Source organism: Promicromonospora alba (assembly GCF_042654905.1).
Taxonomy (GTDB): domain Bacteria; phylum Actinomycetota; class Actinomycetes; order Actinomycetales; family Cellulomonadaceae; genus Promicromonospora; species Promicromonospora alba.
This window is the reverse complement of sequence record NZ_JBHSFI010000008.1, coordinates 221,725-246,622: the sequence shown is the minus strand read 5'-3', so window position 1 is coordinate 246,622 and position 24,898 is coordinate 221,725. Positions and strand designations below refer to the sequence as shown.

At 71.1% G+C, this 24,898-nt stretch carries 23 protein-coding genes; 7 read left to right on the top strand and 16 right to left on the bottom strand.

Annotated features, from left to right (window positions below):
* Positions 1 to 98: 98 nt before the first annotated feature.
* On the bottom strand, positions 99 to 581 hold the full coding sequence (locus ACFO6V_RS23705) for a CarD family transcriptional regulator (protein ID WP_116677014.1): 483 nt from the start codon (positions 579 to 581) through the stop codon (positions 99 to 101).
* A gap of 253 nt (positions 582 to 834) precedes the next feature.
* Here ACFO6V_RS23705 and ACFO6V_RS23700 point away from each other — a divergent pair, with 253 nt between their 5' ends.
* Positions 835 to 1,443 (top strand): hypothetical protein, encoded by a 609-nt coding sequence (locus ACFO6V_RS23700; protein ID WP_377140295.1) that lies wholly within the window; start codon positions 835 to 837, stop codon positions 1,441 to 1,443.
* 112 nt (positions 1,444 to 1,555) lie between these two features.
* Here the strand turns inward: ACFO6V_RS23700 and pstB are convergent, their stop codons facing one another.
* The 7 genes from pstB to ACFO6V_RS23665 form a co-directional block, all read right to left on the bottom strand.
* Positions 1,556 to 2,335, bottom strand: coding sequence for a phosphate ABC transporter ATP-binding protein PstB (gene pstB / locus ACFO6V_RS23695; protein WP_377140292.1), 780 nt, complete (start codon positions 2,333 to 2,335; stop codon positions 1,556 to 1,558).
* Positions 2,336 to 2,384: 49 nt separating this feature from the next.
* Entirely contained in the window at positions 2,385 to 3,335 is a 951-nt protein-coding gene (gene pstA, locus ACFO6V_RS23690) for a phosphate ABC transporter permease PstA (RefSeq protein WP_377140290.1), read from the bottom strand.
* A complete protein-coding gene (gene pstC, locus ACFO6V_RS23685; RefSeq protein ID WP_377140287.1) occupies positions 3,335 to 4,327 on the bottom strand; it encodes a phosphate ABC transporter permease subunit PstC in 993 nt (330 codons plus the stop codon). Before pstC ends, pstA begins: the two co-directional genes overlap by 1 nt.
* 159 nt (positions 4,328 to 4,486) lie before the next feature.
* On the bottom strand, positions 4,487 to 5,590 hold the full coding sequence (locus tag ACFO6V_RS23680) for a phosphate ABC transporter substrate-binding protein PstS (RefSeq protein WP_377140284.1): 1,104 nt from the start codon (positions 5,588 to 5,590) through the stop codon (positions 4,487 to 4,489).
* A gap of 170 nt (positions 5,591 to 5,760) precedes the next feature.
* On the bottom strand, positions 5,761 to 6,894 hold the full coding sequence (pstS, locus tag ACFO6V_RS23675; protein ID WP_377140281.1) for a phosphate ABC transporter substrate-binding protein PstS: 1,134 nt from the start codon (positions 6,892 to 6,894) through the stop codon (positions 5,761 to 5,763).
* Between the two features lie 117 nt (positions 6,895 to 7,011).
* Complete coding sequence (locus ACFO6V_RS23670; RefSeq protein ID WP_165827323.1) at positions 7,012 to 7,710, bottom strand: response regulator transcription factor; 699 nt, start codon at positions 7,708 to 7,710, stop codon at positions 7,012 to 7,014.
* Positions 7,707 to 8,960: a sensor histidine kinase gene (locus tag ACFO6V_RS23665; protein WP_377140278.1), complete on the bottom strand. Its 1,254-nt coding sequence runs from the start codon at positions 8,958 to 8,960 to the stop codon at positions 7,707 to 7,709. Before ACFO6V_RS23665 ends, ACFO6V_RS23670 begins: the two co-directional genes overlap by 4 nt.
* Before the next feature lie 276 nt (positions 8,961 to 9,236).
* Between ACFO6V_RS23665 and phoU the strand changes: the two genes are divergently transcribed.
* Positions 9,237 to 9,884, top strand: coding sequence for a phosphate signaling complex protein PhoU (gene phoU / locus ACFO6V_RS23660; protein ID WP_377140275.1), 648 nt, complete (start codon positions 9,237 to 9,239; stop codon positions 9,882 to 9,884).
* A 95-nt stretch (positions 9,885 to 9,979) separates the two neighbouring features.
* The gene (locus ACFO6V_RS23655; RefSeq protein WP_377140273.1) at positions 9,980 to 10,720 is read left to right on the top strand and encodes a phosphoglyceromutase; all 741 of its coding nucleotides are present in this window, start codon (positions 9,980 to 9,982) and stop codon (positions 10,718 to 10,720) included.
* A 92-nt stretch (positions 10,721 to 10,812) separates the two neighbouring features.
* Here ACFO6V_RS23655 and mshA read toward each other — a convergent pair whose 3' ends face one another.
* The 8 genes from mshA to ACFO6V_RS23615 all read right to left on the bottom strand — a co-directional run bounded on the left by mshA (position 10,813) and on the right by ACFO6V_RS23615 (position 18,958).
* A complete protein-coding gene (mshA, locus tag ACFO6V_RS23650) occupies positions 10,813 to 12,168 on the bottom strand; it encodes a D-inositol-3-phosphate glycosyltransferase (RefSeq protein WP_377140270.1) in 1,356 nt (451 codons plus the stop codon).
* Positions 12,168 to 13,265 (bottom strand): lactonase family protein, encoded by a 1,098-nt coding sequence (locus tag ACFO6V_RS23645; protein ID WP_377140267.1) that lies wholly within the window; start codon positions 13,263 to 13,265, stop codon positions 12,168 to 12,170. The genes mshA and ACFO6V_RS23645 overlap by 1 nt, the downstream gene beginning before the upstream one ends.
* A 109-nt stretch (positions 13,266 to 13,374) precedes the next feature.
* Positions 13,375 to 13,707 carry a histone-like nucleoid-structuring protein Lsr2 gene (locus ACFO6V_RS23640; RefSeq protein ID WP_377140265.1) on the bottom strand — a complete coding sequence of 111 codons (333 nt, stop codon included), beginning with the start codon at positions 13,705 to 13,707 and terminating at the stop codon, positions 13,375 to 13,377.
* 175 nt (positions 13,708 to 13,882) lie between these two features.
* Positions 13,883 to 14,065 (bottom strand): hypothetical protein, encoded by a 183-nt coding sequence (locus ACFO6V_RS23635; protein WP_377140262.1) that lies wholly within the window; start codon positions 14,063 to 14,065, stop codon positions 13,883 to 13,885.
* Positions 14,066 to 14,104: 39 nt separating this feature from the next.
* The gene (gene lysS / locus ACFO6V_RS23630; protein ID WP_377140260.1) at positions 14,105 to 15,631 is read right to left on the bottom strand and encodes a lysine--tRNA ligase; all 1,527 of its coding nucleotides are present in this window, start codon (positions 15,629 to 15,631) and stop codon (positions 14,105 to 14,107) included.
* A gap of 99 nt (positions 15,632 to 15,730) precedes the next feature.
* A complete protein-coding gene (nadC, locus tag ACFO6V_RS23625) occupies positions 15,731 to 16,660 on the bottom strand; it encodes a carboxylating nicotinate-nucleotide diphosphorylase (protein ID WP_377140257.1) in 930 nt (309 codons plus the stop codon).
* Positions 16,657 to 17,325: a GntR family transcriptional regulator gene (locus tag ACFO6V_RS23620; protein WP_377140254.1), complete on the bottom strand. Its 669-nt coding sequence runs from the start codon at positions 17,323 to 17,325 to the stop codon at positions 16,657 to 16,659. Before ACFO6V_RS23620 ends, nadC begins: the two co-directional genes overlap by 4 nt.
* Before the next feature lie 103 nt (positions 17,326 to 17,428).
* Positions 17,429 to 18,958 carry a hypothetical protein gene (locus tag ACFO6V_RS23615; RefSeq protein WP_377140251.1) on the bottom strand — a complete coding sequence of 510 codons (1,530 nt, stop codon included), beginning with the start codon at positions 18,956 to 18,958 and terminating at the stop codon, positions 17,429 to 17,431.
* A gap of 219 nt (positions 18,959 to 19,177) precedes the next feature.
* On the opposite strand from ACFO6V_RS23615, the gene ACFO6V_RS23610 reads away from it, so the two are divergent.
* Genes ACFO6V_RS23610 through ACFO6V_RS23595 form a run of 4 tightly spaced genes read left to right on the top strand, consistent with a single transcriptional unit; the run spans position 19,178 to position 24,886 of the window.
* Complete coding sequence (locus ACFO6V_RS23610) at positions 19,178 to 20,455, top strand: NRAMP family divalent metal transporter (protein ID WP_377140249.1); 1,278 nt, start codon at positions 19,178 to 19,180, stop codon at positions 20,453 to 20,455.
* Positions 20,456 to 20,499: 44 nt separating this feature from the next.
* Complete coding sequence (locus tag ACFO6V_RS23605; protein WP_377140247.1) at positions 20,500 to 21,282, top strand: LamB/YcsF family protein; 783 nt, start codon at positions 20,500 to 20,502, stop codon at positions 21,280 to 21,282.
* Positions 21,282 to 23,111: a 5-oxoprolinase subunit B/C family protein gene (locus ACFO6V_RS23600; protein WP_377141150.1), complete on the top strand. Its 1,830-nt coding sequence runs from the start codon at positions 21,282 to 21,284 to the stop codon at positions 23,109 to 23,111. Before ACFO6V_RS23605 ends, ACFO6V_RS23600 begins: the two co-directional genes overlap by 1 nt.
* Positions 23,108 to 24,886 carry an acetyl/propionyl/methylcrotonyl-CoA carboxylase subunit alpha gene (locus tag ACFO6V_RS23595; RefSeq protein ID WP_377140244.1) on the top strand — a complete coding sequence of 593 codons (1,779 nt, stop codon included), beginning with the start codon at positions 23,108 to 23,110 and terminating at the stop codon, positions 24,884 to 24,886. Before ACFO6V_RS23600 ends, ACFO6V_RS23595 begins: the two co-directional genes overlap by 4 nt.
* Positions 24,887 to 24,898 lie beyond the last annotated feature (12 nt).

Genomic DNA, 24,898 nt, shown 5'->3' with positions numbered 1-24,898 from the left:
TGGTCGGGGTCCCCACAGGATCATGATTGAAGCGAAGGATCCCGTGGGGCGCGAGCACCGGGTCCTGACAGTGATGTCAGACGGATCCTGTGGGTAAGTCAGGAAGCGAGAACCTCGTCGAGGATCGCTTCCGCCTTCTCCTCTTCGGTGTGCTCGGCCAGAGCCAGCTCGGACACGAGAATCTGGCGAGCCTTGGCGAGCATTCGCTTCTCACCTGCGGAAAGACCGCGGTCGGCGTCTCGGCGGGACAGGTCGCGAACGACCTCGGCCACCTTGATGACATCGCCGGACGCGAGCTTCTCGAGGTTCGCCTTGTACCGGCGCGACCAGTTGGTGGGCTCTTCGGTGTACGGCGCACGCAGCACCTCGAACACGCGGTCGAGGCCCTCCTGGCCGACGACGTCGCGCACGCCAACCAGGTCGACGTTCTCCGCCGGGACCTCGATGGTGAGGTCGCCCTGAGCGACCTTGAGCTTGAGGTACATCTTCTCTTCGCCGCGAATCTTGCGGACCTTGATCTCTTCGATCAGCGCCGCGCCATGGTGCGGGTAGACAACCGTCTCGCCTACTGTGAACGTCATCTGCAGATGTCCCCTTTCCCTGAAACCAGGTTACCACGGCGTAATCAGGAGAACGTGCGCCCTTGGGGTTGTCCTGGAGTCATTCCGATGGACGTTTCCGCAGGTCAGAGCGCTGCGGCGGGTGAATGTTCGGACGGTTACCACCCGGTCCGGCACTATCGGATCGTTCCGGAGACGTGACCGTCGCCACGCCCTGACCGGGCATTTCGCCGCTGGTCGCGATGCGCGGGCATACCCCGAGGACCACTAGGATATGGCGGGGATCCGCCCCCGCCCGAACCAGACGAACATCAGGGAGTTCACCGTGTCCCGTCGCGCCACCGCCGCTCGAGGCGCCCGCACCATCGCCCTCGCCGCGGTCTCCGCAACGGGAGCCCTGCTCCTCGCGGCCTGCGCCCCGACCACCACGGACCTGAACTACGACCCGTCCGACGGCGTCGGTATCTCCGTGCTCGGCGAGGAGAACAGGGACCTGCGCGGCATCAACCTCATGGTCGTGTCGGCCGCTGAGGGCGAGGCAGGCAACGTCCTCGGCGCGCTCGCCAACGAGACGGCGGACGACGCGTCGTTCACGCTCGAGGCTCCTGGCGCCGCTCCCGTCACCGTGGACGTCCCGGCCGGGGGCACCGTCTACCTGGGCACGGAGACCGGCGAGGTGGTCCAGCTCGACACCGTGGGCGCGGCGCCCGGCGAGTACGTCGACGCGACGCTCACCGTCGGCGGCGACTCCAAGGAGTTCCAGCTCCCGGTGTTCGACGGCACGCTGCCGGAGTACGCCGACTACCTGCCGGTGGCCGCCCTGCCGTCGCCGTCGGGTTCGCCGGTCGTGTCGCCGTCGCCGTCCGCCTCCCCCACGGAGTAGGCGCAGCGCCAAGCAGAAATGTGGCCACCCCGGTGGTCGAGCTTGTCGAGACCGGTCTCGACAAGCTCGACCACCGGGGTGGCCACAGCCGTATCTCAGCGAGGGGCGACCGTCACCCGAAGCGGCCCGAGACGTAGTCCTCGGTGGCCTTCTCGGCGGGCGACGAGAAGATCGTCGCGGTGTCGTTCATCTCGATGAGCTTGCCCGGCTTGCCGGTGCCCGCGATGTTGAAGAACGCCGTCCGGTCGCTCACGCGCGCGGCCTGCTGCATGTTGTGCGTGACGATGACGATCGTGTAGTCCTTCTTGAGCTCCTGGATGAGGTCCTCGATCGCCAGGGTGGAGATCGGGTCCAGGGCCGAGCACGGCTCGTCCATCAGCACGACCTGCGGCTTCACCGCGATGGCCCGGGCGATGCAGAGACGCTGCTGCTGCCCGCCGGACAGGCCGGAGCCCGGCCGGTCGAGACGGTCCTTGACCTCGTTCCAGAGGTTGGCGCCGCGCAGCGACGACTCCACCAGCTCCTCGGCGTCGGACTTGGAGATCTTGCGGTTGTTCAGCTTGACGCCCGCCAGCACGTTGTCCTTGATGGACATCGTGGGGAACGGGTTGGGCCGCTGGAACACCATGCCGACGGTGCGGCGCACGGCGACCGGGTCGACGTCTTCGCCGTAGAGGTCGACGCCCTCCAGCTCCACGGAGCCCTCGACGTAGGCTCCCGGGATCACCTCGTGCATGCGGTTGAGGGTGCGCAGGAAGGTCGACTTGCCGCAGCCCGACGGACCGATGAAGGCCGTCACGGACTTGGGGTCGATCGTCATGGACACGCCCTCGACGGCACGGAAGTCGCCGTAGTAGATGTTGACGTCCTTGACGTCGATGCGCTGGGCCATCGTTGAGTTCCTTCGGGGCTGTATGGCTTCGGGTGAGCTGAGGTGCGGTTCAGCGGGTCTTCGGTGCGAACCAGCGGTTCACGAGGCGACCAGCGATGTTGAGCAGCATCACTATCGCGATCAGCGTCAGGGCAGCGCCCCACGCGTTCTGCAGGGCGATGTCGGCGAAACAGTTCGCCTGGCCCTCGCGGCATGTGGCGTCGCCTTGGGCGTACTGCCGGTAGATGAACACCGGCAGCGTCATCATGCGCCCCTCGAAGGCGTCGAAGTTGATCGAGTCGGTCACGCCCACGGCGACGAGCAGGGGCGCGGTCTCACCGATCACGCGCGCCACGGAGAGCAGCACACCGGTGGTCAGGCCGGCCACGGAGGTGCGCAGCACCACCCGGACGATGGTGAGCCACTTGGGCACGCCGAGCGCGTACGACGCCTCGCGCAGCTCGTTGGGCACGAGCTTGAGCATCTCCTCGCAGGACCGCACCACCACGGGAATCATCAGCACGGAGAGTGCCACCGCGCCCATGAACCCAAAACGTGCACCGGGTCCGAAGAAGATGGTGAACAGCGAGACGGCGAACAGGCCGGCCACGATCGACGGGATACCCGTCATGACGTCGACGAAGAAGGTCACCGACCGAGCCAGGGCTCCCCGGCCGTACTCGACCAGGTAGATGGCGACCAGGATGCCGATCGGCACCGAGATGAGCGCCGCCCAGCCGGTGATGATCAACGTGCCCGTGATGGCGTGGTAGATGCCACCGCTCGGGTCGCCGCCGAAGATGCCGCGCATCGAGTAGCTGAGGAACTCGATGGTGATCCGGCCCGCGCCGTTGAACAGCACGGTCCAGAGCAGCGAGACCAGCGGCAGCATCGCGAGCACGAAGGCGCCCCAGATGAGCACGGCCATGAAGCGGTCGGTGCGCCTGCGGCGCGGCTCGGCAGTGGTCAGGAGCGCACGCGTGCGTGCGGTGGAGTCCATGGTCGAGGTGTCGGCGCTCATCAGTTGGCCCCCGAGAATTCCTTGCGGCGGGCGACGATGGCCCGGGCGGCCATGTTCACCGCCAGCGTGATGACGAACAGGGCGAGGCCGGTGGCGATCAGCGCGTTGACCGCCAGGCCGCTCGCCTCAGGGAAGTCCAGGGCGATGTAGGCGGCGATCGTCTGCTGCTGCGCGGCCGAGAGGATGTGGAAGGAGTACAGGAAGCCGGGCGACAGGATCATCAGCACGGCCATGGTCTCGCCGAGTGCCCGGCCCAGGCCCAGCATCGCGGCGGAGATGACGCCGGACTGACCGAAGGGCAGCACGGCGGTGCGGACCATCTCCCAGCGCGTGGCTCCCAGCGCGAGCGCCGCCTCCTCGTGCAGCTTCGGCGTCTGCAGGAAGACCTCGCGCGAGACCGCGGTGATGATCGGCAGGATCATCACGGCCAGTACGACGGAGACGGTGGCCAGCACGCGACCGGTCGTCGACGCGTCGCCGGCAAACAGCGGGAACCAGCCGACGTAGTCGCCCAGCCAGGTCCAGACGGGCACGAGGGCCGGCGTGAGGACCGTGAATCCCCAGAGGCCGTAGACCACCGACGGGATCGCCGCGAGGAGGTCCACCAGGTAGGCAAGCACCTGGGCGAGGCGGCGCGGCGCGTAGTGCGAGATGAAGAGCGCGATGCCCATCGCCACCGGGGTGGCGATGAGCAGGGCGAGCAACGCCGCGAGCAGGGTGCCGAACACGAGAGGGCCGACATAGGCGAAGAAGGACGTGTCGTCGGGGTACCGCGCCACGGAGTCGGCGAGCTCGGCGGGGCTGGCCGTCATGGCGGGCCACGCGCGCACGATGAGGAACAGGGCGACCGCGGCCAGGGTCGCGAGGATCAGCGCGCCAGACCCGGTTGCGATCCAGCGGAAGGTTCGGCTGAAGCCTCGCTCGGTATCGCCGCTCGACCGGCGGCGCCGCACGGGCGCCACGGAAGCGGGCGGGCTGTCAGTGGTCGTCACAGATGTTCCTCGCCTTGTCAGGTCTGTGTGAGTCTGTTCAATGCTTGCGTCAAGCCTGGCACAGCCGACCGGTGTCCCCGGGCCGGACGAGCGTCTGCGGTGCTCGTCCGGCCCGGCCACCGGCCGGCTGTCACATGCTCAGGTACTGCTTCAGCCGGATCAGCCGGCCGTGATCGCCTCGACCGACGGCAGGAACTGCTCGGTGAGGGTCGTGGGGAGCGGTGCGGAGCCCGCCGAGTCGGCGGCCGCGGCCTGACCCTCGTCGCTCAGGATGTAGGTGTAGAAGCCCTTGACCAGGTCGGCGGTGGCCGCGTCCTCGTACGTGGCGCAGGCCAGGTGGTACGAGACCAGGACGATCGGGTACGTGCCCTCGATGTCGCGCTTGAGGTCGTAGGCGAAGACGTGGTCGCCGGTGCCCTCGATGCGCTCCGAACCCTCGACGACGGCGGCAGCAGCCTCGGGGCTGTACTCGACGAACTCGTCGCCGACACCCACGGCCACCGTGCCCAGGTCAGCGACCTGCGACGCGTCGGCGTAGGTGATGGTGCCCTCGCCGGACTGCGCGGCGCTGATCACGCCGGCGGTCTGCGCACCGGACTCCTGGCCCTCGATGGGCCAGATGCCCTCGGGCTCGTAGGTCCACACGTCGGGAACCACCGTGTGGAGGTACTCCTGGAAGTTCTCCGTGGTGCCCGAGTCGTCCGAGCGGTGCACGACGGTGATGTCCGTGCTCGGCAGGTCGGCGTCCGGGTTGTCCGCGGCGATGGCCTCGTCGTCCCAGGCCGTGATGTCGCCGTTGAAGATCTTGGCGATCGTCTCGGCGGACATGTTCAGCGTGTCGAAGCCCTCGAGGTTGAAGGCGACAGCGACCGGGGAGATGTACCCCGGGTACTCGATGACGCCGCCTGCGCCGCACTGGGCCTCGGCGTCGGCCATCTCGTCCTCGTCCAGCGCGGAGTCCGAGCCGGCGAACGCGAAGGCGCCGGAGATGAAGTTCTCACGGCCACCGCCGGAGCCGGTCGGGTCGTAGTTGACCGTGACGTCGGGGTTCGCGCCCTGGAACCCGGCACGCCAGGCCTCCATCGCGGACTCCTGCGACGACGCACCGCCACCGTTGAGCTCACCGGAGAGGCCCGTGGCACCCTCGGAGCCTTCGCCGCCGGGGGTCTCGGCACCGGGGTCAGATCCGCAGGCTGCGAGGCTCAGCGCGAGCGCGCCCACCATGACAGCGGAGCCAACGCGGGGGAATCGGCTGATCTTCACGTGTCGTTCCATCCTGTTCAAGTCGTACGCGCGGCGATCGCCGGCGCGTCAGTGGGGACGCTAGGCAGGTGGAGTGACCTGCTCACCAGATATAGGTAAACGGAGGGTGAACAAGGTCGCGTAGAGCGGGTGATCCGCAACACGCCCACCATGGCACGGCCTGGCATTCTTCACCCGTCGGTCCGCTGCTGGGTCAGATAGATGGCGTCCGCCGCCTCGGTGATCCACACCTGGAGGTCGCTGGAGATGACCGCGCTGCCCGCGGCAGCCGCGGCCCGCTCCTGCCCCTCGGAGGACGCCACGTACTCGACGAACTCCTTGACGAAGGCCCCCTTGGCCCGGTCCTCGTACCGCGAGCAGACGACGAGGTACGAGACGAGCACCATCGGGTAGGCGAAGGGCTTGTCGATCTTCCGGTCGAGCACGAAGGCGAGGTCGTGCTCGTAGCGGTTCTCGATCCGCGGCGAGACGTCGACCACGGCAGCGGCGGCGTCCGCGCTGTAGGACACGTACTCCTTGCCCACCTTGATGGCGACGCGCCCGAGGTCGGTGGTCGCCGAGGCGTCCGCGTAGGTGACGCTGCCCGGCGTGGACCGCACGGTCTCGGTGACGCCGCTCGTGCCCTCCGCCGCGAACCCTCCGGTCAGCGGCCACAGGCCGTCCGGCTCGTGCGGCCAGGCCTCCGGCGCGGTCTCGTGGAGGTAGTCGGTGAAGTTCTCCGTGGTGCCCGAGTCGTCGGACCGGTGCACCGGGGTGATGCCGAGCTCGGGCAGCTCTGCCTCGGGGTTGGCCTCCGCGATCGCGGGGTCGTCCCAGCGCGTGATCTGGCCCGTGAAGATCCGTCCGATCACGTCGGACGACAGGTTCAGCCCGTCGATACCGTCGAGGTTGAAGGCCACGGCGATGGGGCTGATGTAGACCGGCAGGTCGATGGCGTTCCCGCCGTCGCAGGCCGGGCCTGAGGCCGCCATCTCCTCGTCGCTGAGCGCGACGTCGGAGGCACCGAACGCCGTGTCACCCGTGAGGAAGGCCTCCCTGCCGTCCCCCGAGCCGGCCGGGTCGTAGCTGATCGCCGCATCGGGGTGCTGCTCCTGGAAACCGGCGATCCACGCCTTCATCGCCGACTCCTGGGACGAAGCGCCCACCCCGTGGAACTTCCCGACGACCACGGGCCCTGGCTCGGCGCTCGGCTCGCTCTCCGCCCCGAGACCCGGCAGCCCGACGGCCGCACAGCCCGCCAGCGGCACGAGAAGTGCGCCTGCGGTGGCGGCAGCGACGAGACGGGTGTAAAGGGAGGTGCTCACGGACCGCGAAACTACTCACGGACGCGGTCTCGCGAGCAAACCTCAGGTGAACGGAAGGTGACCAGACTCCTGGTCACCCGGTGACGTGCGACACCGACGGCCGCACGCCCGTGCCGCTCACGCCTCGTCGTCGGCCAGCTTGTAGCCCAGGCCACGCACCGTGAGGAGGTGCTTGGGCGTACCCGGGTCGGGCTCGATCTTCGACCGGATGCGCTTCACGTGGACGTCGAGCGTCTTGGTGTCGCCCACATAGTCGGCGCCCCAGACCCGGTCGATGAGCTGGCCACGGGTCAGCACCCGGCCCGCGTTCCGCATCAGGAGCTCGAGCAGGTCGAACTCCTTGAGCGGCAGGGCCACCAGCTCCCCGGACACGGTGACGGTGTGCCGCTCCACGTCCATCCGGACCGGACCGACCTCGAGGACGCCGTCCTCGTCGTGGTCCGCCGAGTCGTTGGGCTGCCGGCGGCGGAGCACGGCCCGCACCCGGGCCAGGAGCTCGCGGTAGGAGTAGGGCTTGGTCACGTAGTCGTCGGCGCCGAGCTCCAGGCCGACCACCTTGTCGATCTCCGAGTCCTTGGCCGTCAGCATGATCACGGGCACGTCACCGCGCGCCCGCAGCTCCCGGCACACCTCGGTACCGGACAGCCCGGGCAGCATCAGGTCGAGCAGCACCAGGTCCGCCCCCTCCGCGTCGTACGCGGCGAGCGCCGAGTTGCCGTCGGCGGCTTCGATAACCTCGAAGCCCTCACGGGTCAGCTGGTACGTCAGCGGATCCCGGTACGACTCCTCGTCCTCGACCACCAGGATGCGCGTCACGCGCCTACCTCCTCGTTCTTGGCGGCCACGTCGTCCGTGGCCTTGTGCTGACCCTGCGGGCTCTGCTCGTCCTGCTGTTCCGCATCATCGCGCGCGGCGCCGCGGTTCCCGGCGTCGGGCCGGTCCGCGGACGGGATGCGCAGGGTGAAGGTGGAGCCTCGACCGGGCTCCGACCACATCGTGACGTCGCCCCCGTGGTCGGCGGCGACGTGCTTGACGATACTCAGTCCGAGCCCGGTGCCACCGGTGTCGCGCGAGCGCGCTGGATCCACGCGGTAGAAGCGCTCGAAGACCCGGTCCTGCGCGTCCTCGGCGATGCCGACGCCCTGGTCCACCACGGCGATCTCGACCAGGCCGGCCCGCTCGTTGACCCCCACGCCCACGCGGCTGGCAGGCCCGGAGTAGGCGACGGCGTTGTCGACCAGGTTGCGGACCGCGGTGACCAGGAGGTTGTGGTCGCCGTAGACCTCGGTGTCCAGGTCGCCGCCCATGGTGATGGCGATGTTCTTGGAGTGCGCGGTGGTGCGGGCGCGGTCGACCGCCTCCTCCACCACCTCGCGGATCGGGACGGGCGTCAGCTTCGGCATCGCGCCGGCGCCCTGCAGGCGCGACAGCTCGATGATCTCCTGCACCAGGGCGGACAGCCGGACCGCCTCGCGCTGCATCCGTTCGGTGAACCGGCGGACGGCGACCGGGTCGTCCGCGGCGTCCGCCACGGTCTCGGCCAGCAGCGCCAGCGCGCCCACCGGCGTCTTGAGCTCGTGGGACACGTTGACGACGAAGTCGCGGCGGATCGCCTCGACGCGGCGCGCCTCCGTGCGGTCCTCGGCGAGCACCAGCACCCGTTCGAGGCCCAGCGGGGCCACGCGCACCTGCAGGAGCACCGTGCCCTGGCCCACCGGGCCGCGGGGCAGCTCCAGCTCCTGCTCGCGGATCACGCCGTCGCGCCGCACCAGGGCCACGAGATCGGTGATCGCCGCGTGCACGAGGGCGTCGTTGCGCACCACGCCCAGCGCGTAGGCGGGCGGCGAAGCGCGGATGACCTCGTCCTCGCCGTCGAGCACGACGGCGGCGGAGCGCAGCACGGAGAGCACACGGACGAGACCCGCGTCGAGCTCGTCGGGTTCGGCCTGAGCAAGGGCGTGCTGCTGCCGCTCGGAGACGCGGAATGCCACTGTGGCAACCACGCCGACGATCACGCCGAAGATCCCGGCGGCCAGCACCGGTACCCCGGAGATGATTCCGTCCACGCCTCCAGGGTAGGTCGACGTTTCAACCGCAGGACGACGTCGGTGGGCGCTCGGACGATCGTGTCGCCTACTGTTCATGTCAGGGAGGAAGAGCGTTAACCTCCCGGTACATCGCGGCGCCGAACCTTGGCGGGTGCGGGCGGTAGCTGTGCCGTGCGCCGTTCGGGACTTGTCCGGACGGGCGGCCCGGCCGCGCGTCGGCCCTGCCCGCCCTCCTCGGCGGCGCGACAAGCGGACGCGTAACTGCCCGTGCGCCCCGAGTGCGAGAGGAAACCGATGCGACAGATCTTCGAAGCTGAGCTCCAGCAGGTCGGAGACGACCTGACCGAGATGAGCAGGCTCGTCGAGTCCGCCATCACCCGTGCCGGTACGGCGCTGCTGGAGGCCGACCTCCAGCTGGCACAGGAGGTGATTGCCTCCGACAAGACCATCGACGCCATCGAGGACTCCCTCGACGAGCGGTGCATCCACCTGCTCGCGCAGCAGGCGCCGGTGGCCACCGACCTGCGGGTCGTGGTGAGCGCGCTGCGGATGAGCGCCTCCCTGGAGCGGATGGGCGACCTCGCCCGGCACGTGGCCCAGGTGGCGCGCGGGCGCTACCCGGCGCAGGCGATCGTGCCGGAGGCGCGGGACACCTTCGTGAAGATGCACGAGGCCGCCGTCCGCGTGGCCCAGCGCACCACCAAGCTGCTCGCGACCCGTGACCTGACGGTGGCCGAGGCGCTCGAGCGGGACGACGACATCATCGACGCGCTGCACCAGGAGACGTTCAACCTGCTCCTGGCGCCCGAGTGGCCTGGCACCGTCCAGGAGTCCGTCGACGTGACCCTGGTCGGCCGGTACTACGAGCGGTTCGGCGACCACGGCGTGTCGGTCGCCCGCCGAGTGACGTTCCTCGTCACCGGCGACTTCCCGGAGTCCTAGGGCTCGCGCCCGCTCCGCCGTCGTACACGTTGTTGCCGCTTCCAAGGTTTGGAGGCGGCAACAACTGTCTCCGCGCCGATGGCAGGATGGGAACCATGACCTACACCCTCGTGCTGCTCCGCCACGGCGAGAGCGAGTGGAACGCCAAGAACCTGTTCACCGGCTGGGTGGACGTCGCCCTCTCCGAGAAGGGCGTGGAGGAGGCCAAGCGCGGTGGCGCGCTCCTCAAGGAGGCCGGCGTGAACCCGGACATCCTGCACACCTCCCTGCTGCGCCGCGCGATCATGACGGCGAACCTGGCGCTCGACGTCGCCGACCGGCACTGGATCCCGGTCAAGCGCAGCTGGCGCCTCAACGAGCGCCACTACGGCGCGCTGCAGGGCAAGGACAAGAAGCAGACGCTCGCCGAGTTCGGCGAGGAGCAGTTCATGCTGTGGCGCCGCTCCTACGACGTGCCGCCGCCGGAGATCGAGCTGGGCTCCGAGTTCAGCCAGGACGCCGACCCGCGCTACGCCGACGCCCCCGTCATCCGCACGGAGGCCCTCAACCTCGTGCTCGAGCGCGCCCTGCCGTACTGGGAGAGCGAGATCGTGCCCGACCTGAAGGCCGGCAAGACGGTGCTGGTCGCCGCGCACGGCAACTCGCTGCGGGCGCTGGTGAAGCACCTCGACGGCGTCTCGGACGAGGCGATCGCCGGGCTGAACATCCCGACGGGCATCCCGCTGGTGTACGAGCTGGACGAGGAGACCCTCGCCCCGGTGAAGCCGGGCGGCACCTACCTGGACCCGGAGGCCGCGAAGGACGCGATCGCCGCCGTGGCGAACCAGGGCCGCTGACCCTCAGCACAGCGAGGTAGAACGCTGGCGAGGAGGTCTCGACAGGCTCGACCAGCGGTGGTCGAGCCTGTCGAGACCTCCTCGCCAGCGTTCTATCTCGGCACGGGTTGTGGTCTCGTCGAGTGGTGCTTGCGCGCCTGCTCGTAGACGTCCAGGATCTCGTCGGCGGCGCGGTCCCAGCCGAACCTGGTCGAGGAGGCGCGAGCACCTACGGCCAGACCGGCGCGGAGCGCGTCGTCGTCCAGGAGGCTCTTGAGGACCAGCGCCCAGCTCTCGGGCTCGTGGTCGGGTACGAGGACCCCCGAGACGCCGTCCTCGACCACTGTGCGCAGCCCGCCCACCGCTGCCGCGACGACCGGGGTGCCCGTCGCCTGCGCCTCCGCCGCGACGAGGCCGAACGACTCGCTGTGCGACGGCACGGCCACGAGGTCGGCGGCCCGGAAGTAGTCGGCGAGCACCTGCTGCGGCACCGGGGGCCGCACGAGCACGTGGGCGGCCACCCCCTCCTGGTAGGCGAGCGCCTCGAGCTCGCGGACGGCCGTGGGCCGGCCCGACGCACCACCCAGCACCACGAGCAGGGGCGGCTGACCGTCCCCCTCCTCCCATACCCGCTCCCCCAGCGCCCGGACCAGCACGTCGGGGCCCTTGAGCAGCTGCACGCGCCCCGCGAACAGCACGATCTTCCGGTCCACCGGCAGCGCGAGGCGCTCCCGTAGCCCGGCCCGTTGCGCGGCCCGACGGCGGTCCCGCTCCGCCGGGTCTCTCCCGTCGACGTCGGGCGGCGGCGAGAACACGTCGAGGTCCACGCCGGGCTGCACCACGCGCACCCGGCCGGGGTCGGCGCGGTAGTCGCGCACCAGGTCGGCCGCCTCCTGCTCGGTGTTCGCGACGAGGACGTCGGACTCCGCGACCACCTGCTCCTCCCCGATGATCCGGCCGTGCGGTTCGGGGGCGTCCCCCGGTGCGAGGGAGGCGTTCTTCACGCGCGCCATGGTGTGCATGGTGTGCACCAGCGGGACGTCCCAGCGCTCCGCCGCGAGCCAGCCGACCTGCCCCGAGAGCCAGTAGTGCGTGTGCAGCACGTCGTACCAGCCCTCCGGCCGGTGCGCCTCGGCGCGCAGCACGCCCGCCGCGAACGCGCACAGCTGGCCGGGCAGGTCGTTCTTGTCCAGCCCCTCGTACGGCCCGGCCGAGACGTGGATGACGCGGATCCCCGGCTCGGCGTCGGTCACCTTGGGCTGGGCGGACGTCGTCGCGCGCGTGTAGATCTCCACCTGCGCCCCGCGCCGGGCGAGCGCCCGGGACAGCTCCAGCACGTACACGTTCATGCCGCCCGCGTCGCCCGTCCCGGGCTGCTCCAGCGGCGACGTGTGCACGGAGACCATCGCGACCCGCAGCGGGCGGTTCGCGCCGGTCTCGCCGAGGCCGGGAGGCAGGCTGTCCCGCATCATGCCTCCAGGACGCACGCAGGCACGGGCAGCTCCAGTCGGTCCGTGATCTCACCCTTGCCCGACGCGCGGTCGAGCCGGACGGCGATCAGCTCGTCGGTGAGCTGTGCGGCCACCACCACGATGCCGCCGTCGGCCAGGACCGCGTGGTGGCGCGGCCAGGCGCCCGCACCGAGGTCGACGTCGGCGACGTTCTCGACGACCAGGTGCCCGACGGCGCCCGGCACGGCGTCGTCGAAGCCCTCCGTCGTCGCGGCCGCGTCGTGGATCCGGAGCACCGAGAGGACGTCCGGGCCGCGCACGCCCACGTGCACCAGGTCGCCGGCGACGGTGATGTGCGAGGGGTAGCCCGCGGCGCCGTCGGGAGTGGTGCGTGCGGTGATGGCCACCGAGCCGACGTGCTCGAGGCGACCGGGGCCGGCGGGGACCAGGACGTGCAGCCTGCAGTCCAGCTCGCCCGCGACGAGGATGGTGCCGTCGGCGAGCTCCACGAGGTGGCGCGGGCCCGTGCCCGGCGGCAGGACGGCGGCGACGGTCCCCGACGGTTCGCCGTCCGCTCCCGAGCCGTCGAGCGGGTAGGTGCGCAGCTCGTCGGTGCCGAGGTCGGACACGAGGACGCGGTCCCCCCACACGTGCACGAAGTGGGCGTGCGAGCCCTCCTGCCGGTCCGCGACCGGGCCGGTCCCCTCGTGCGGGAACGTGCGCGGCTCGCCGAGCGCGCCGTCGTCGGCGAGCGGCACGGCGGCGGCGACGCCGTCACCGTAGTTGGCCACCCAGGCGGCGGAGTCGGTGGCCACCACGTGGCACGGGCCCGAGCCGCCCGAGGTGGCAGTGGCCGCGAGGGTGAGCGTGCCTGCGTCGGACACGTGGAAGGACGTGAGCCTGCCGGGCCCCGCCTCGCCCACCGCCAGGAGCGTGCGCCCCGACGGGTGGAGCGCGAGGAACGACGGCGAGGGGACCTGCGCGACGAGCTCGCCACCGGCGAACTTTCCGTCCGGGCCGATGCCGACGCGCCAGATGCCCTCGCCGGTCCCCGGCTCGGTGTCAGCCTTCGGGTAGGTGCCGATCCACAGGGCAGCAGCGGTAGGGGTGCTCATGCGGCCAGCCTAATGACGTTTCGCCCGTGCTCCGGCCGGAGATGCACGACGCCCCGGCCGCCCCGTGATGGGGCGCCGGGGCGCAATATGCCGTCGTGCGGGCGACGCGTCAGCCGTTGGCCTTCGCGTATGCCTCCTGGACCTCTGCCGCGATACGGCCACGGTCGCTGACGGTGTAGCCATTGACCTTGGCCCATTCGCGGACCGCCGCCGTGTCGCTGCCCGAACGCGACCGGCGCGTGGTGGCGGCACTGCGCGCGACCGGCGACTTCACCTTGCGTGCGTGGCCGACCCACGAAGCGAGTGCGTCACGCAGCTGGGCCGCGTGCTCGGCATTGAGGTCGATCTCGTAGGAGACGCCGTCGAGGCCGAAGTTCACGGTCTCGTCGGCGGCACCGCCATCGATGTCATCTTCGAGAACAAGCTGAACCTTCTGAACCATGCGGGTACTTCCCTTCGAGCCACAATTTCCGGGGTTAGTTCGTGAGCATGCCGCACTCAATATTGACATGTCAATAATGGTCGTGTGACACCGATCACCAAAACTTCACCCAGCGCAGTTGAACTGCGTGGATTTTGATCCGGAAGGCGACCAGGGATAACCTCGGCCGCGCGGATCAGCGCGAAGGGGAATTCTCCGTGCTTTCTGCTGCCGCCACCATGCCCTCGCGATCCATTCGCTCGAGGGCCTCTCGCTCGTGACGGTCCGCGCGAAGGATCTTGCGCATGGCAAACCAGAACAACAGGCCGACGCCCACCGAGGGCGTGAGCCCGGCGAGCACCGCAAGCGTCGTATCCATCACAAGATCCTCACAAACTCATCGGGTGGTTCGAATTCCTCAGGCCTGCGGCTTCACCAGCGGGAAAAGGATGGTCTCGCGGATGCCCTGACCGGTCAGCGCCATGAGCAGACGGTCGATGCCCATGCCCATTCCGCCCGAAGGGGGCATCGCGAATTCCATCGCGGTCAGGAAGTCCTCGTCGAGCAGCATCGCCTCGGCGTCGCCCGCCGCGGCCATCCTGGCCTGCGCCTCGAAGCGCTGCCGCTGGATCACGGGGTCGACCAGCTCTGAATAGCCGGTAGCCAGCTCGAAGCCACGGATGTACAGGTCCCACTTCTCGACCTGTCCCTTTTCCGTGCGGTGGTCCCGGGTGAGCGGCGACGTCTCCACGGGAAAGTCGCGCACGAACGTCGGTGCGGACAGGTGGTCGCCCACCCGGTGCTCCCAGAGCGTCTCGACGAGCTTTCCGTGATTCAGGATCTTCTTGTTGCCGACCTCGACATCAAGACGGCCCGCGATCTTCTCGAGCTCCTCCACCGACGTGTCGGCAGTGATCTCCTCGCCCAGGCTTTCGGAGAGCGAGTCGTACATACGCAGGTTTGCCCATTCTCCGCCGAGCTCGTACTCGGAGTCGTCAGGAAGAGTCACGAGCGTGGTACCGAGAACGTCCTGTGCGGCCGTCTGCACCAGATCCTTGGTGAGTGCGCCGATGGTGTTGTAATCGCCGTAGGCCTCGTACGCCTCGAGCATCGCGAACTCCGGCGAGTGCGACGAGTCGGCGCCCTCGTTCCGGAAGTTCCGGTTGATCTCGAAGACCTTCTCGACGCCGCCGACGACCGCCTTCTTGAGGAAGATCTCCGGCGCGATACGCAGGAAGAGGTCCAGGTCGTACGCATTCATGTGCGTCGAGAAAGGCCGTGCGGACGCGCCGGACGCAATGGTCTGCAGCATCGGGGTCTCGACCTCGAGAAAGCTGCGGCGGTGGAAGTTCTCGCGCAGGGACCGCACCACGCCGGCGCGCAGGCGCACCATGTCGCGCGCCGCGGGACGCGCGATGAGGTCCACGTAGCGCTGCCGGACGCGCGCCTCCTCGGACAGGTCCTTGTGCAGCACCGGGAGCGGGCGCAGCGACTTGGCCGCCATCTGCCACTCGTCGGCGAAGACGCTCAGCTCGCCCCGGCGCGACGCACCGACGCGGCCACGCAGGAAGAGGTGGTCACCCAGGTCGACGTCGGTCTTGAAGGCGGCGAGCGCCTCCTCGCCGAGCACGGCGAGGCTCAGCATGCCCTGGAGGCGGTTGCCCTCGCCGTCCTGCAGCGTGACGAAGCAGAGCTTGCCGCCGATGCGGACGAAGACCACCCGGCCGGCGATGCCCACGACGTCGTCGGTCTCCTGGCCGGCCTCGAGGTGGCCGTACGTCGCGCGGACCTCGGCGACGGTGTGCGTGACCGGGACGCTGACGGGGTACGCCTCCGTGCCCTGTGCCAGGAGGCGCTCCCGCTTCTCACGCCGGATCCGCAGCTGCTCGGGCAGGTCGTCGGTCGGCGGGGTCGCGGCGTTCTCGGCAGCGGAGTTCTCGGTCACGGATTCGATTCTATCGGTGCCGCTCACCCGCTGAGTGCGGGATTTTCGCCCGGTCTGCCACACCTGAGGGGCGAATATCCCGCACTCAGCGAGAGGAAGTCAGGGGTTGAGGTCCAGGGCCAGGTCCAGGATGGGGGCGCTGTGCGTGAGGGCTCCCACCGAGAGGAAGTCCACACCCGTGGCCGCGACCTTTTGCGCCTTTTCGAGCGTCAGGTTGCCGGTCGCCTCGAGCTCGACGTGCGCGGGGACGCCGTCGCGCCCCTCCCGCTCGCGGACGGCGGCCACCGTCTCGGCGAGCAGCGCCGGCTCCATGTTGTCCAGCAGCAGGAAGTCCGCGCCCGAGGCCAGGGCCTCCAGGGCCTGGGCCGTGGTGTCGGCCTCTACCTGGATCTGCACGTCCGGGAACCTCTCGCGGACGGCGGCGACCGCGGCGGCGACCGACCCGGCGGCGACCACGTGGTTGTCCTTGACCATGGCGACGTCGTACAGGCCCATGCGCTTGTTCGTGCCGCCGCCGGCGCGCACCGCGTACTTCTCCAGGGCGCGCAGGCCCGGCGTCGTCTTGCGGGTGTCGAGGACCTGCGCGCCGGTACCCGCCAGCTCCCGGGCGAAGGCGTGGGTCGCCGTCGCGACGCCGGAGGCGCGGCTCGCCAGGTTGAGCAGGGTCCGCTCGGCGACCAGCAGCACCTGTGTGGGGCCTTCGAGCATCGCCAGGACCTGGCCGGCGGTGACGGCGTCGCCGTCCTGCGCGTGGAACGTGACGCTCGGGCCGGCCAGGCCCAGGCGGGACGCCACCTGGTCGAGGACCTCCCGCACCACCACGAGGCCCGCGACCACGCCGTCCTCCCGCGCCACCAGCTCGGCAACCCCGGTGGCCGACAGCGGGATGGTCGCCTGCGAGGTCACGTCGCGGCCCGGAGCGGGGCCGAGGTCCTCGTCGAGGGCGATGCGCACGGTCCGGGCGACCCAGGCGGCGTCGAGCCCCGGGTTGACCGTGCTGGGGGTGTCGAAGACGGGGAGAGTGCTCACGGACTCACCGTATCGGCCACGCCGGGCACCCCCGCGCCGTCGACGATGTCCTGGAGCATGCGCTCCGAGTCCGTGAGATACCGGTTGAGGTCGGCCGCCGCGCCGTCGGCGTCGCCCGACAGGAACCGGCGCAGGAGGCTCGCGTTACGGTCGACGAAACCGTCGAAGAACGCGCCGTTCTCGCCCAGCAGGCCGAACGACAGGCGGAGCTCGGCGGAGAGGTTCGCATGCACGCGGTCGAGGCGCGGGCTGCTCGCGAGCGAGACGGTTCCCGAGTGGAACCGCATGTTCGCCGCGGCGATGTCCCGCCAGTCGCCGCCGAGCCGGGCCGCGAGGGCCGCGTCGACGGCGTCGCGCATGGTGCGGGCGCCGGGATGTGCGGGATCGCCCGCCGCGAGCGCCGGGACCTCGATGAGCCGCCGCACCCGGTAGATGTCGACGACGTCGGCGAGGGTGGGGCGGGCCACGGCCACGCCCGCGTTGGGACGGCGGACCAGGAGGCCCTCGTGGACCAGGATCCGGAAGGCCTCGCGCAGGGTGTTGCGGGAGACGTCGAGCGTCTCGCTGACCGACTGCTCCGAGAGCCGCTGCCCGGGTGTCAGCCGCCCCGTGACGATCAGCTCGCGGATGGCGTCCGCACTCCGCTCTGCCCGATCGGTTGTCACTCACTCATCCTACGGATTCGCCGAAGTAGAGCGCTTGTCCGCCTTATCTGCCGGTTTGGTCCGACTGTGGGGCGGACAAGCGCTCTACTTCGGCGAATCTGGGTCAGTCGGTCGTGTCGATCACCGCGTGGATCAGGTTGCGGGACTGGGCGGCTATCGAGGTGCGCCAGGCGTCGAACGTCGGGTCGCTCACGCCGAAGTCCGTCTCGAAGTGCTGCATGCCCGGGGTGTGGATGTGCCCGGCCGGGATGTCGAGCCCGGCGCGGTCACGCAGCAGCGTGTTGCGGTAGGCGCTCTCGTTGGAGAGGTAGTTGCCGCCGCCCCCGCTGTACGAGCAGGAGCCGTCGGCCGGCGGCACCGGCGGCGTCGCGGGCGGGTAGGTGACGGACGGCGGGCTGTTGAAGGTCTGGCGTACGGGCGACGTGCAGTCGGGGAACTGGGTGTAGCTGGTGTTCCAGACGACGCCGAAGGCCACCGACGGGTCGGGCCAGGTGTCGCCCGGCGGGCGCGGGACGTCGGCTCCGGTGTCGGCGGCGATCATCTCCGCGATCGGCAGGCTCGCCGTGGTCCACTGCGGCGGGTCCGTGAGCCCGTCGCCGCCGCCCCAGCGGTCGACGACCTGGATGTTGCAGCCCGGGTTGTTGATCGCGAGCTGCGGCACGCCGCCCACGGCGGGGCACGGCAGGCTCCTGTCGTTCCCCGCGAAGGTGCCGTGGTAGCGGGCGTTCCACTGCTCCAGGTTGAACTGGGACCCGCCGGCCTGGCTCACCGTGATCGACGCGTCGACCTGGCGCGGCCCGGGCTCCATGAACGGGCCGACGGTGTCCTCGAGGTAGCCCCGCTCGAACTCCGGGAAGCTCACCGGCAGCGTGTAGGCCTCGACGTGGGCGAGCATGCCGTCGTCGGTGCGGTAGGTGGTGCCGTCCAGCGACAGGGCGGTGGCGCCCGACGGGTTGCCGTACCGGATGTTGTTGCCGACGGTACCCGGTGCCGACGAGGTGGTACCGCCGTCGAGCGTGAAGACGTCGAACCCGCTGACGATCACGCGCAGGACGTCGTCGCCGGGCGGCAGGTCGATGTCGAACATGCCGCGCGCCGCCTTGTCGAAGGTATCGATCAGCTCGGCCCGCTCGGCGTCGGTGAGGCCGCCGCGCGGCGCCCACTGGCGCAGCACCGACATGGCCTCGATGCGGGTCCAGTACAGCGGCCGGTCGTCGCTCGCGGGCAGGTCGCCGCGTACGTGGCCGTCGCTCTGGGCCCGGCGGACTGCGGCGTCCCACAGGGCCTCACCCTTGCGCTCGGCCAGGGCCGTCGCGGCGTCCAGCGTGCGGGTGCGGCACAGGGCCGCCGTGAAGGCTGCCGTGTATCCGCCGAACCCGCCGCCCTCGATGACGGTGCGGGCATAGGTCTTCTCTGCGGGAACGGTCGGGTCGGCGGCGTCGGGCAGGTACGCCGCCAGGCGGCTCTCCTCGACCGAGAGCGGCAGGCTCGGGTCGAGGCAGCCCGCCCCGGAGCCCGGCCCTGGCGCGGGTGCGGCCTGGGCGGCGACCGGAGCCGCCAGTGCGGTGGTGGCACAGAGTGCGAGGGCGACGGCGCCCGCTCGCACCCTGAGGGCGGTACGTGGTCTGGACATGTTGAATCACTTCTCCCCTCGGAGGTGGTCGTCACGACCGTAGAGGTTCGTTGAACAATCCGACAGGGTCGGCCACGTAAATATCTGGTGTCCCGGGCTGTTCCCGAGCACTGGAGCCGTGTCATGATCGACAATGTTCCGCAATGCGGCGGAAACATCCGACGAGGAACATCCTGACTGTTGAACAATCCGGCTCAACACATCGACCAGGAGGACGCCATGTCCGACACGAGCCACGAGCCCGCCACTTCGCCGGCAGAGACGCCGACGAGCCCTCCGGCCGCCAGGGTCAGGCGGTTCGCCTCAGCACGCAGCCGCTCCCTGCTGGGCGCCCTCTTCCTCATGGCGACCTCCGCCATCGGCCCCGGCTTCATCACGCAGACCGCCACGTTCACCCAGCAGCTGGGCGCCGCCTTCGCGTTCGGCATCCTCGTCTCGATCCTCCTGGACCTCGCCGTCCAGATGAACGTCTGGCGCATGATCACGCTGACCGGCAAGCGCGCGAGCGTGCTGGCCAACGACGCCCTGCCGGGCAGCGGCTACGTGCTGGCCGTGCTCATCGTGCTCGGCGGGCTCGTCTTCAACATCGGCAACACCGCGGGCGCGGGCCTGGGCCTGAACGCCCTGTTCGGCCTCGACCCCCGGGTGGGCGGCGTGATCAGCGCGGTCATCGCCATCGCGATCTTCCTCGCCAAGCGCGCCGGGGCCGTCGTGGACCGGGTGGTCATCGTGGCCGGCGTGGTGATGATCGTGCTCACCGTGATCGTCGCGATCCTGTCCGACCCGCCCGTCGGCGAGGCACTGAAGCAGACCGTGCTGCCCGACACCATCAACTTCGCCACCATCACCACCATCGTGGGCGGCACCGTCGGCGGGTACATCACCTACGCCGGCGCCCACAAGCTCCTCGACTCCGGCACCGCGGGCCCCGAGCACATCCGCGAGGTCAACAAGGCCGCCGTCAGCGGCATCATCGTCACGGGCGTCATGCGGTACGTGCTGTTCCTGGCGGTCCTCGGCGTCGTCGCCTCCGGCGTCGTGCTCGACGTGGCCGGCAACCCCGGCGCCGACGCGTTCTCCGCCGCCGCGGGCGAGACGGGCCTGCGCATCTTCGGCGCGGTGTTCTGGATAGCCGCGATCACCAGCGTCATCGGCGCCGCCTACACGTCGGTCTCGTTCCTGCCCGTGTTCTCCGCGAAGATCACCGGCCGCACCGCGGACCTGTGGACGGTGGGCTTCATCGTCGTCTCGCTGGCGGTCTTCCTGACCCTCGGCACCGCGCCCGCCACCCTGCTCGTCTTCGTCGGGGGTGTGAACGGCCTCATCCTGCCCATCGGCCTGACCCTGTTCATGTACATCGGCTGGTTCCGCGGCTCGCTGCTGGGCAGCGTCCGCTACCCGCGGTGGCTCCTGGTGGTCGGCACCCTGGCCGCCGTGGTCACCTGGTACATGGCGGTCAACGCGGTGGGCCCGATCTTCGACCTGCTGTCCGCCTGAGCCTCCGGCTCGGCACCTCGCACCACCGAAAGGACACCCGCACCATGAGCGCCGTCGACCTGAACAGCGACCTCGGGGAGGGCTTCGGCCGCTGGACCCTCGGCGACGACGAGCAGATGCTCGCCATCGTCTCCAGCGCCAACGTCGCCTGCGGCTTCCACGCCGGGGACCCGGTGTCCATCCGCCGCACCGTGCGGTCCGCCGTGGCGCAGGGGGTGTCTCTCGGCGCACACGTCGGGTTCCCCGACCTGGCCGGCTTCGGGCGCCGCAACATGGACGTGCCGGACGACGAGCTCGAGGCCGACGTCGCCTACCAGATCGGCGCGCTCCGCGGCCTGGCCGACGCCGAGGGCGGCGTCGTCACCTACGTGAAGCCGCACGGCGCGCTGTACAACATGGCGGCGGTGGACATGCGGGTCGCCCGGGCTGTCGCAGCGGCGATCGCCGACGTCGACCGGCGGCTCGTCCTGCTCGGCCTGCCGGGCAGCATGGCTCTCGCCGCGGCGGCCGACGCGGGGCTCGCGACCGCCACCGAGGCGTTCGCGGACCGCGCGTACACGCCCGAGGGCCGCCTGGTCTCCCGCCGGGAGCCCGGTGCGGTGCTGCACGACGCCGACGACGTCGCCCGCCGCATGCTGCGACTCGTCACCGAGGGCGTCGTGACGGCGGTGGACGGGTCCGACGTCGCCGTGCGCGCCGACTCGGTGTGCGTGCACGGCGACTCCCCCGGCGCCGTCGCCATGGCGCGCCGGATCCGCGAGGTGTTCGACGCCGAGGGCATAGAGCTCACGGCCTTCGCCCCGGCGGGCAGCGGCTCCGCAGCGTGATGCGGGTACTGACCGCCCGCGACGACGCTCTCCTGGTCGAGCTCGACGACCTGGACCAGGCGGTCGCACTGTACGAGTCCCTCCTGAGCGATCCCGTGCGGGGCGTCGGCGTGCCCGTGCCGGGCGCCCGGACGCTGCTGGTGCCGTTCCGGCCGTCGGCCGTGTCCGCGTCGGCCCTGGCCGCGGAGCTGCGGGCGCGACCGCTGGACCGCCGCGTCGCCTCCGCCGCGCGCGCCGTTGAGATCCCCGTGCTGTACGACGGCGCCGACCTCGCCGAGGCGGCCGACCTGCTGGGCTGGAGCCCGGAGGAGCTGGTCCGCCGGCACACCGCGGCGGCCTGGACGGTGGGCTTCGTCGGGTTCGCGCCCGGGTTCGCCTACCTGACCAGCGACGACCCCGAGCTGGTGGTCCCGCGACGGGCGAGCCCGCGCACCCGGGTCCCGGCCGGGTCGGTCGCGCTCGCCGGGCCGTACAGCGGCGTCTACCCGCGGGAGAGCCCCGGCGGCTGGCAGCTCCTGGGCCGCACCGACGCCCCCGTCTGGGACGTGACCCGCGAGCGCCCGGCCCTCCTCCTCCCGGGCGACGAGGTCCGCTTCACGGCGGTCCGCGCGCTGGCAGCGGCCCAGTCGGGCCCGGTCATCTCCGGCCCGGAAGTCGACCACAGCGGTTCCTGCCAGGATCCCGGGCTGCCTGGCAGTAGCTGCTGTGGTCAACCTCGGGCCGACGTCGTCGCGGCGGGCGGTGCGCTCGAGGTGGTCAGCCCCGGCGTGCAGGCGCTGGTCCAGGATCGCGGGCGGCCGGGGTCCGAGGGGGCGGGCGTCTCGGCGTCCGGCGCACTCGACCGGCCGAGCCTGCGGGCGGCCAACCGCGCTGTGGGCAACCCATCCGATGCAGCCGTCGTCGAGTCTGTCGGCGGTCTGCGACTGCGCGCTCACGGCCCGCAGGTACTTGCGGTGACCGGGGCGGTGGGCGACATCGTCGTGCGGCCGGGCACGGCGCGACCGGGCGGCGACGGATCGGACGGCGCCGAGCCGAGTCCCGCCGAGCCAGGTCCCGCCGAACCAGGTGCCGCCACGCCGGTGCGCCCCGACCGACGTCCGCTGCCGGGCGAGCCCTTCGCGCTGGACGACGGCGACGAGCTGCGCCTCGCACCACCCGCCCGGGGCGTGCGCGCCTACGTGGCGGTACGCGGCGGGATCGACGTACCGCCCGTGCTGGGCAGCCGCGCGACCGACGTGCTGGCCGGGCTGGGGCCCGAACCGCTTGGCTCCGGCGACTTGCTGCCGGTCGGCGGCCCGGAGCGCGGAGTCCCCGCGGTCGAACCGCACGCGGCAGGACCGCACGGGACCGGAGCGAGCGGAGCACCAGCCACCGGCGACACGGTGCACCCGGCCGGGGCGCCGTCGTCCGACAGGCAGGACAGCCTGCCCGCACCCGGCGAGGTGACGGTGCTGTCCATAGTCCTGGGGCCGCGCGACGACTGGTTCGACGCCGCGACCATCGCGCGGCTGACCGGCCAGGACTGGCTGGTCACCCCGCGATCCAACCGGATCGGGCTGCGCCTGGAGGGCGATCCCCTCGTCCGCATCCCCGAACGCGCGAGCGCCGAGCTACCGAGCGAGGGTTGCGTCACCGGCGCGATCCAAGTTCCGCCGGACGGTCAGCCGGTCCTCTTCCTCGCCGACCACCCGCTGACCGGCGGATACCCGGTGGTCGGGGCGGTCGTCGCCGGCCACGTGCCGCTCGCCGGACAGCTCCCCGCAGGCGCACGCGTCCGCTTCACCATCCAGAACCACCCAGGCCAGAACCACCCAGGAGGCACCCCATGATCCGCACCGTGCTCGTCGCGAACCGGGGCGAGATAGCGGTCCGTATCGTCCGTGCATGCGCTGACCTGGGAATCCGTTCCGTCGCCGTGTACGCGGACGGCGACGCCGACGCGCCGCACGTCCGCCTCGCCGACGAGGCCTGGGCCCTGGACGGCCGCACCGCCGCCGAGACCTACCTGTCGATAGAGAAGCTGCTCGGCGTCGCCCGCCGGTCGGGTGCGGACGCCGTCCACCCGGGCTACGGCTTCCTGTCCGAGCGGGCGTCCACCGCGCGCGCCGTCGAGGAGGCCGGGCTCGTGTGGGTGGGTCCGACGTCGGCGACGATCGAGCTGCTCGGCGACAAGATCGCCGCCCGCGACCTGGCCCGGACCGTCGGCGCGCCCCTGGTGCCCGGCTCGGACGGCCCGGTGCCCGACGCCGCCGCGGCGCTCGCCTTCGCCGAGGAGCACGGTCTGCCGCTCGCCATCAAGGCGGCGCACGGCGGGGGCGGGCGCGGCATGCGCGTGGCCTGGACCCTGGAGGAGGTGCCCGAGCTGTTCGAGGCCGCGCGCCGCGAGGCGGAGGCCGCCTTCGGGCGCGGCGAGTGCTTCGTCGAACGGTTCCTGGAGCGGCCCCGGCACGTGGAGGCGCAGGTCATCGCTGATGACCACGGGCACGTGGTCGTCGCGGGCACCCGGGACTGCTCCCTGCAGCGGCGCAACCAGAAGCTGGTCGAGGAGGCGCCCGCGCCGTTCCTCGACCTCGCTGTGCGCAAGCGGATCCACGAGTCCGCGCGCGACCTGTGCGCCGCCGCCGGATACCGCGGCGCGGGAACCGTCGAGTTCCTGCTCGGCGTTGACGGCACCCTGTCGTTCCTGGAGGTCAACACCCGCCTCCAGGTCGAGCACCCCGTCACGGAGGAGACCACTGGACTCGACCTCGTGGTCGAACAGCTCCGCGTCGCGAGCGGCCTGCCGTTGTCCGTGACCGAGGACCCGGAGCCGCGCGGCCACGCCATCGAGCTGCGGCTCAACGCCGAGGACCCGGCGCGCGGCTTCCTGCCCGGCCCCGGGCGCATCGAGCGGTTCGTGCCCCCCTCCGGCCCGGGCGTCCGGGTGGACGCCGGCGTGGAGTCCGGTTCGGTGATCCCCGGTGAGTTCGACTCGCTGTTCGCCAAGATCGTCGTGTGGGGGCCCACCCGGGACGCCGCGCTCGCCCGGGCTCGGCGGGCCGCCGCCGAGACCGTGGTCGAGGGTGTGCCGACCGTGCTGCCGTTCCACCGCGCGGTCCTGGCCGACCCGGCGTTCACCGGGTCGGACCGCGGTTCGCCGGACGGGTCCGGATTCGCCGTCCACACCCAGTGGATAGAGACCGAGCTCCTCGCCGCGCTGGACCCGCAGGCGCTCGCCGCGCCCGTCGTCGAGCCGGGGGTCGTGGAGACGTGGGTCGAGATCGACGGGAAGCGGCACAAGGTGCGCACGCCGGGCGGACTTGGGTTCGCCGGCCCAGGGGTTGGGCCCGGCGCGAGTGGCATGACGGCCGGTGGCGCACCTCCGACGTCGGGCACCGGGGCGGACGACGGCCGCGTGCCCCTGCTCCCCGCGATGCCCGGCACCCTGGTCCGCTGGCTGGTGGCCGACGGCGAGACCGTGGCCGACGGCCAGCCCGTCGCCGTCGTCGAGGCGATGAAGATGGAGTCCCAGCTCGTCGCCGAGGCCGCAGGAACCCTGGACCACGCGACAGCGGAGGGCACCCAGATCGCGGCGGGCGACCCGATCGGCTACATCACGCGCTGACCGCCCACAGCC

Coding starts and splice junctions, on each gene's coding strand:
- ACFO6V_RS23705 (WP_116677014.1), bottom strand. CDS start 581: ATGACGTTCACAGTAGGCGAGACGGTTGTCTACCCGCACCATGGCGCG.
- ACFO6V_RS23700 (WP_377140295.1), top strand. CDS start 835: ATGGCGGGGATCCGCCCCCGCCCGAACCAGACGAACATCAGGGAGTTC.
- pstB (WP_377140292.1), bottom strand. CDS start 2,335: ATGGCCCAGCGCATCGACGTCAAGGACGTCAACATCTACTACGGCGAC.
- pstA (WP_377140290.1), bottom strand. CDS start 3,335: ATGAGCGCCGACACCTCGACCATGGACTCCACCGCACGCACGCGTGCG.
- phoU (WP_377140275.1), top strand. CDS start 9,237: ATGCGACAGATCTTCGAAGCTGAGCTCCAGCAGGTCGGAGACGACCTG.
- ACFO6V_RS23655 (WP_377140273.1), top strand. CDS start 9,980: ATGACCTACACCCTCGTGCTGCTCCGCCACGGCGAGAGCGAGTGGAAC.
- mshA (WP_377140270.1), bottom strand. CDS start 12,168: ATGCGGGACAGCCTGCCTCCCGGCCTCGGCGAGACCGGCGCGAACCGC.
- ACFO6V_RS23645 (WP_377140267.1), bottom strand. CDS start 13,265: ATGAGCACCCCTACCGCTGCTGCCCTGTGGATCGGCACCTACCCGAAG.
- ACFO6V_RS23640 (WP_377140265.1), bottom strand. CDS start 13,707: ATGGTTCAGAAGGTTCAGCTTGTTCTCGAAGATGACATCGATGGCGGT.
- ACFO6V_RS23635 (WP_377140262.1), bottom strand. CDS start 14,065: ATGGATACGACGCTTGCGGTGCTCGCCGGGCTCACGCCCTCGGTGGGC.
- ACFO6V_RS23615 (WP_377140251.1), bottom strand. CDS start 18,958: ATGTCCAGACCACGTACCGCCCTCAGGGTGCGAGCGGGCGCCGTCGCC.
- ACFO6V_RS23610 (WP_377140249.1), top strand. CDS start 19,178: ATGTCCGACACGAGCCACGAGCCCGCCACTTCGCCGGCAGAGACGCCG.
- ACFO6V_RS23605 (WP_377140247.1), top strand. CDS start 20,500: ATGAGCGCCGTCGACCTGAACAGCGACCTCGGGGAGGGCTTCGGCCGC.
- ACFO6V_RS23600 (WP_377141150.1), top strand. CDS start 21,282: ATGCGGGTACTGACCGCCCGCGACGACGCTCTCCTGGTCGAGCTCGAC.
- ACFO6V_RS23595 (WP_377140244.1), top strand. CDS start 23,108: ATGATCCGCACCGTGCTCGTCGCGAACCGGGGCGAGATAGCGGTCCGT.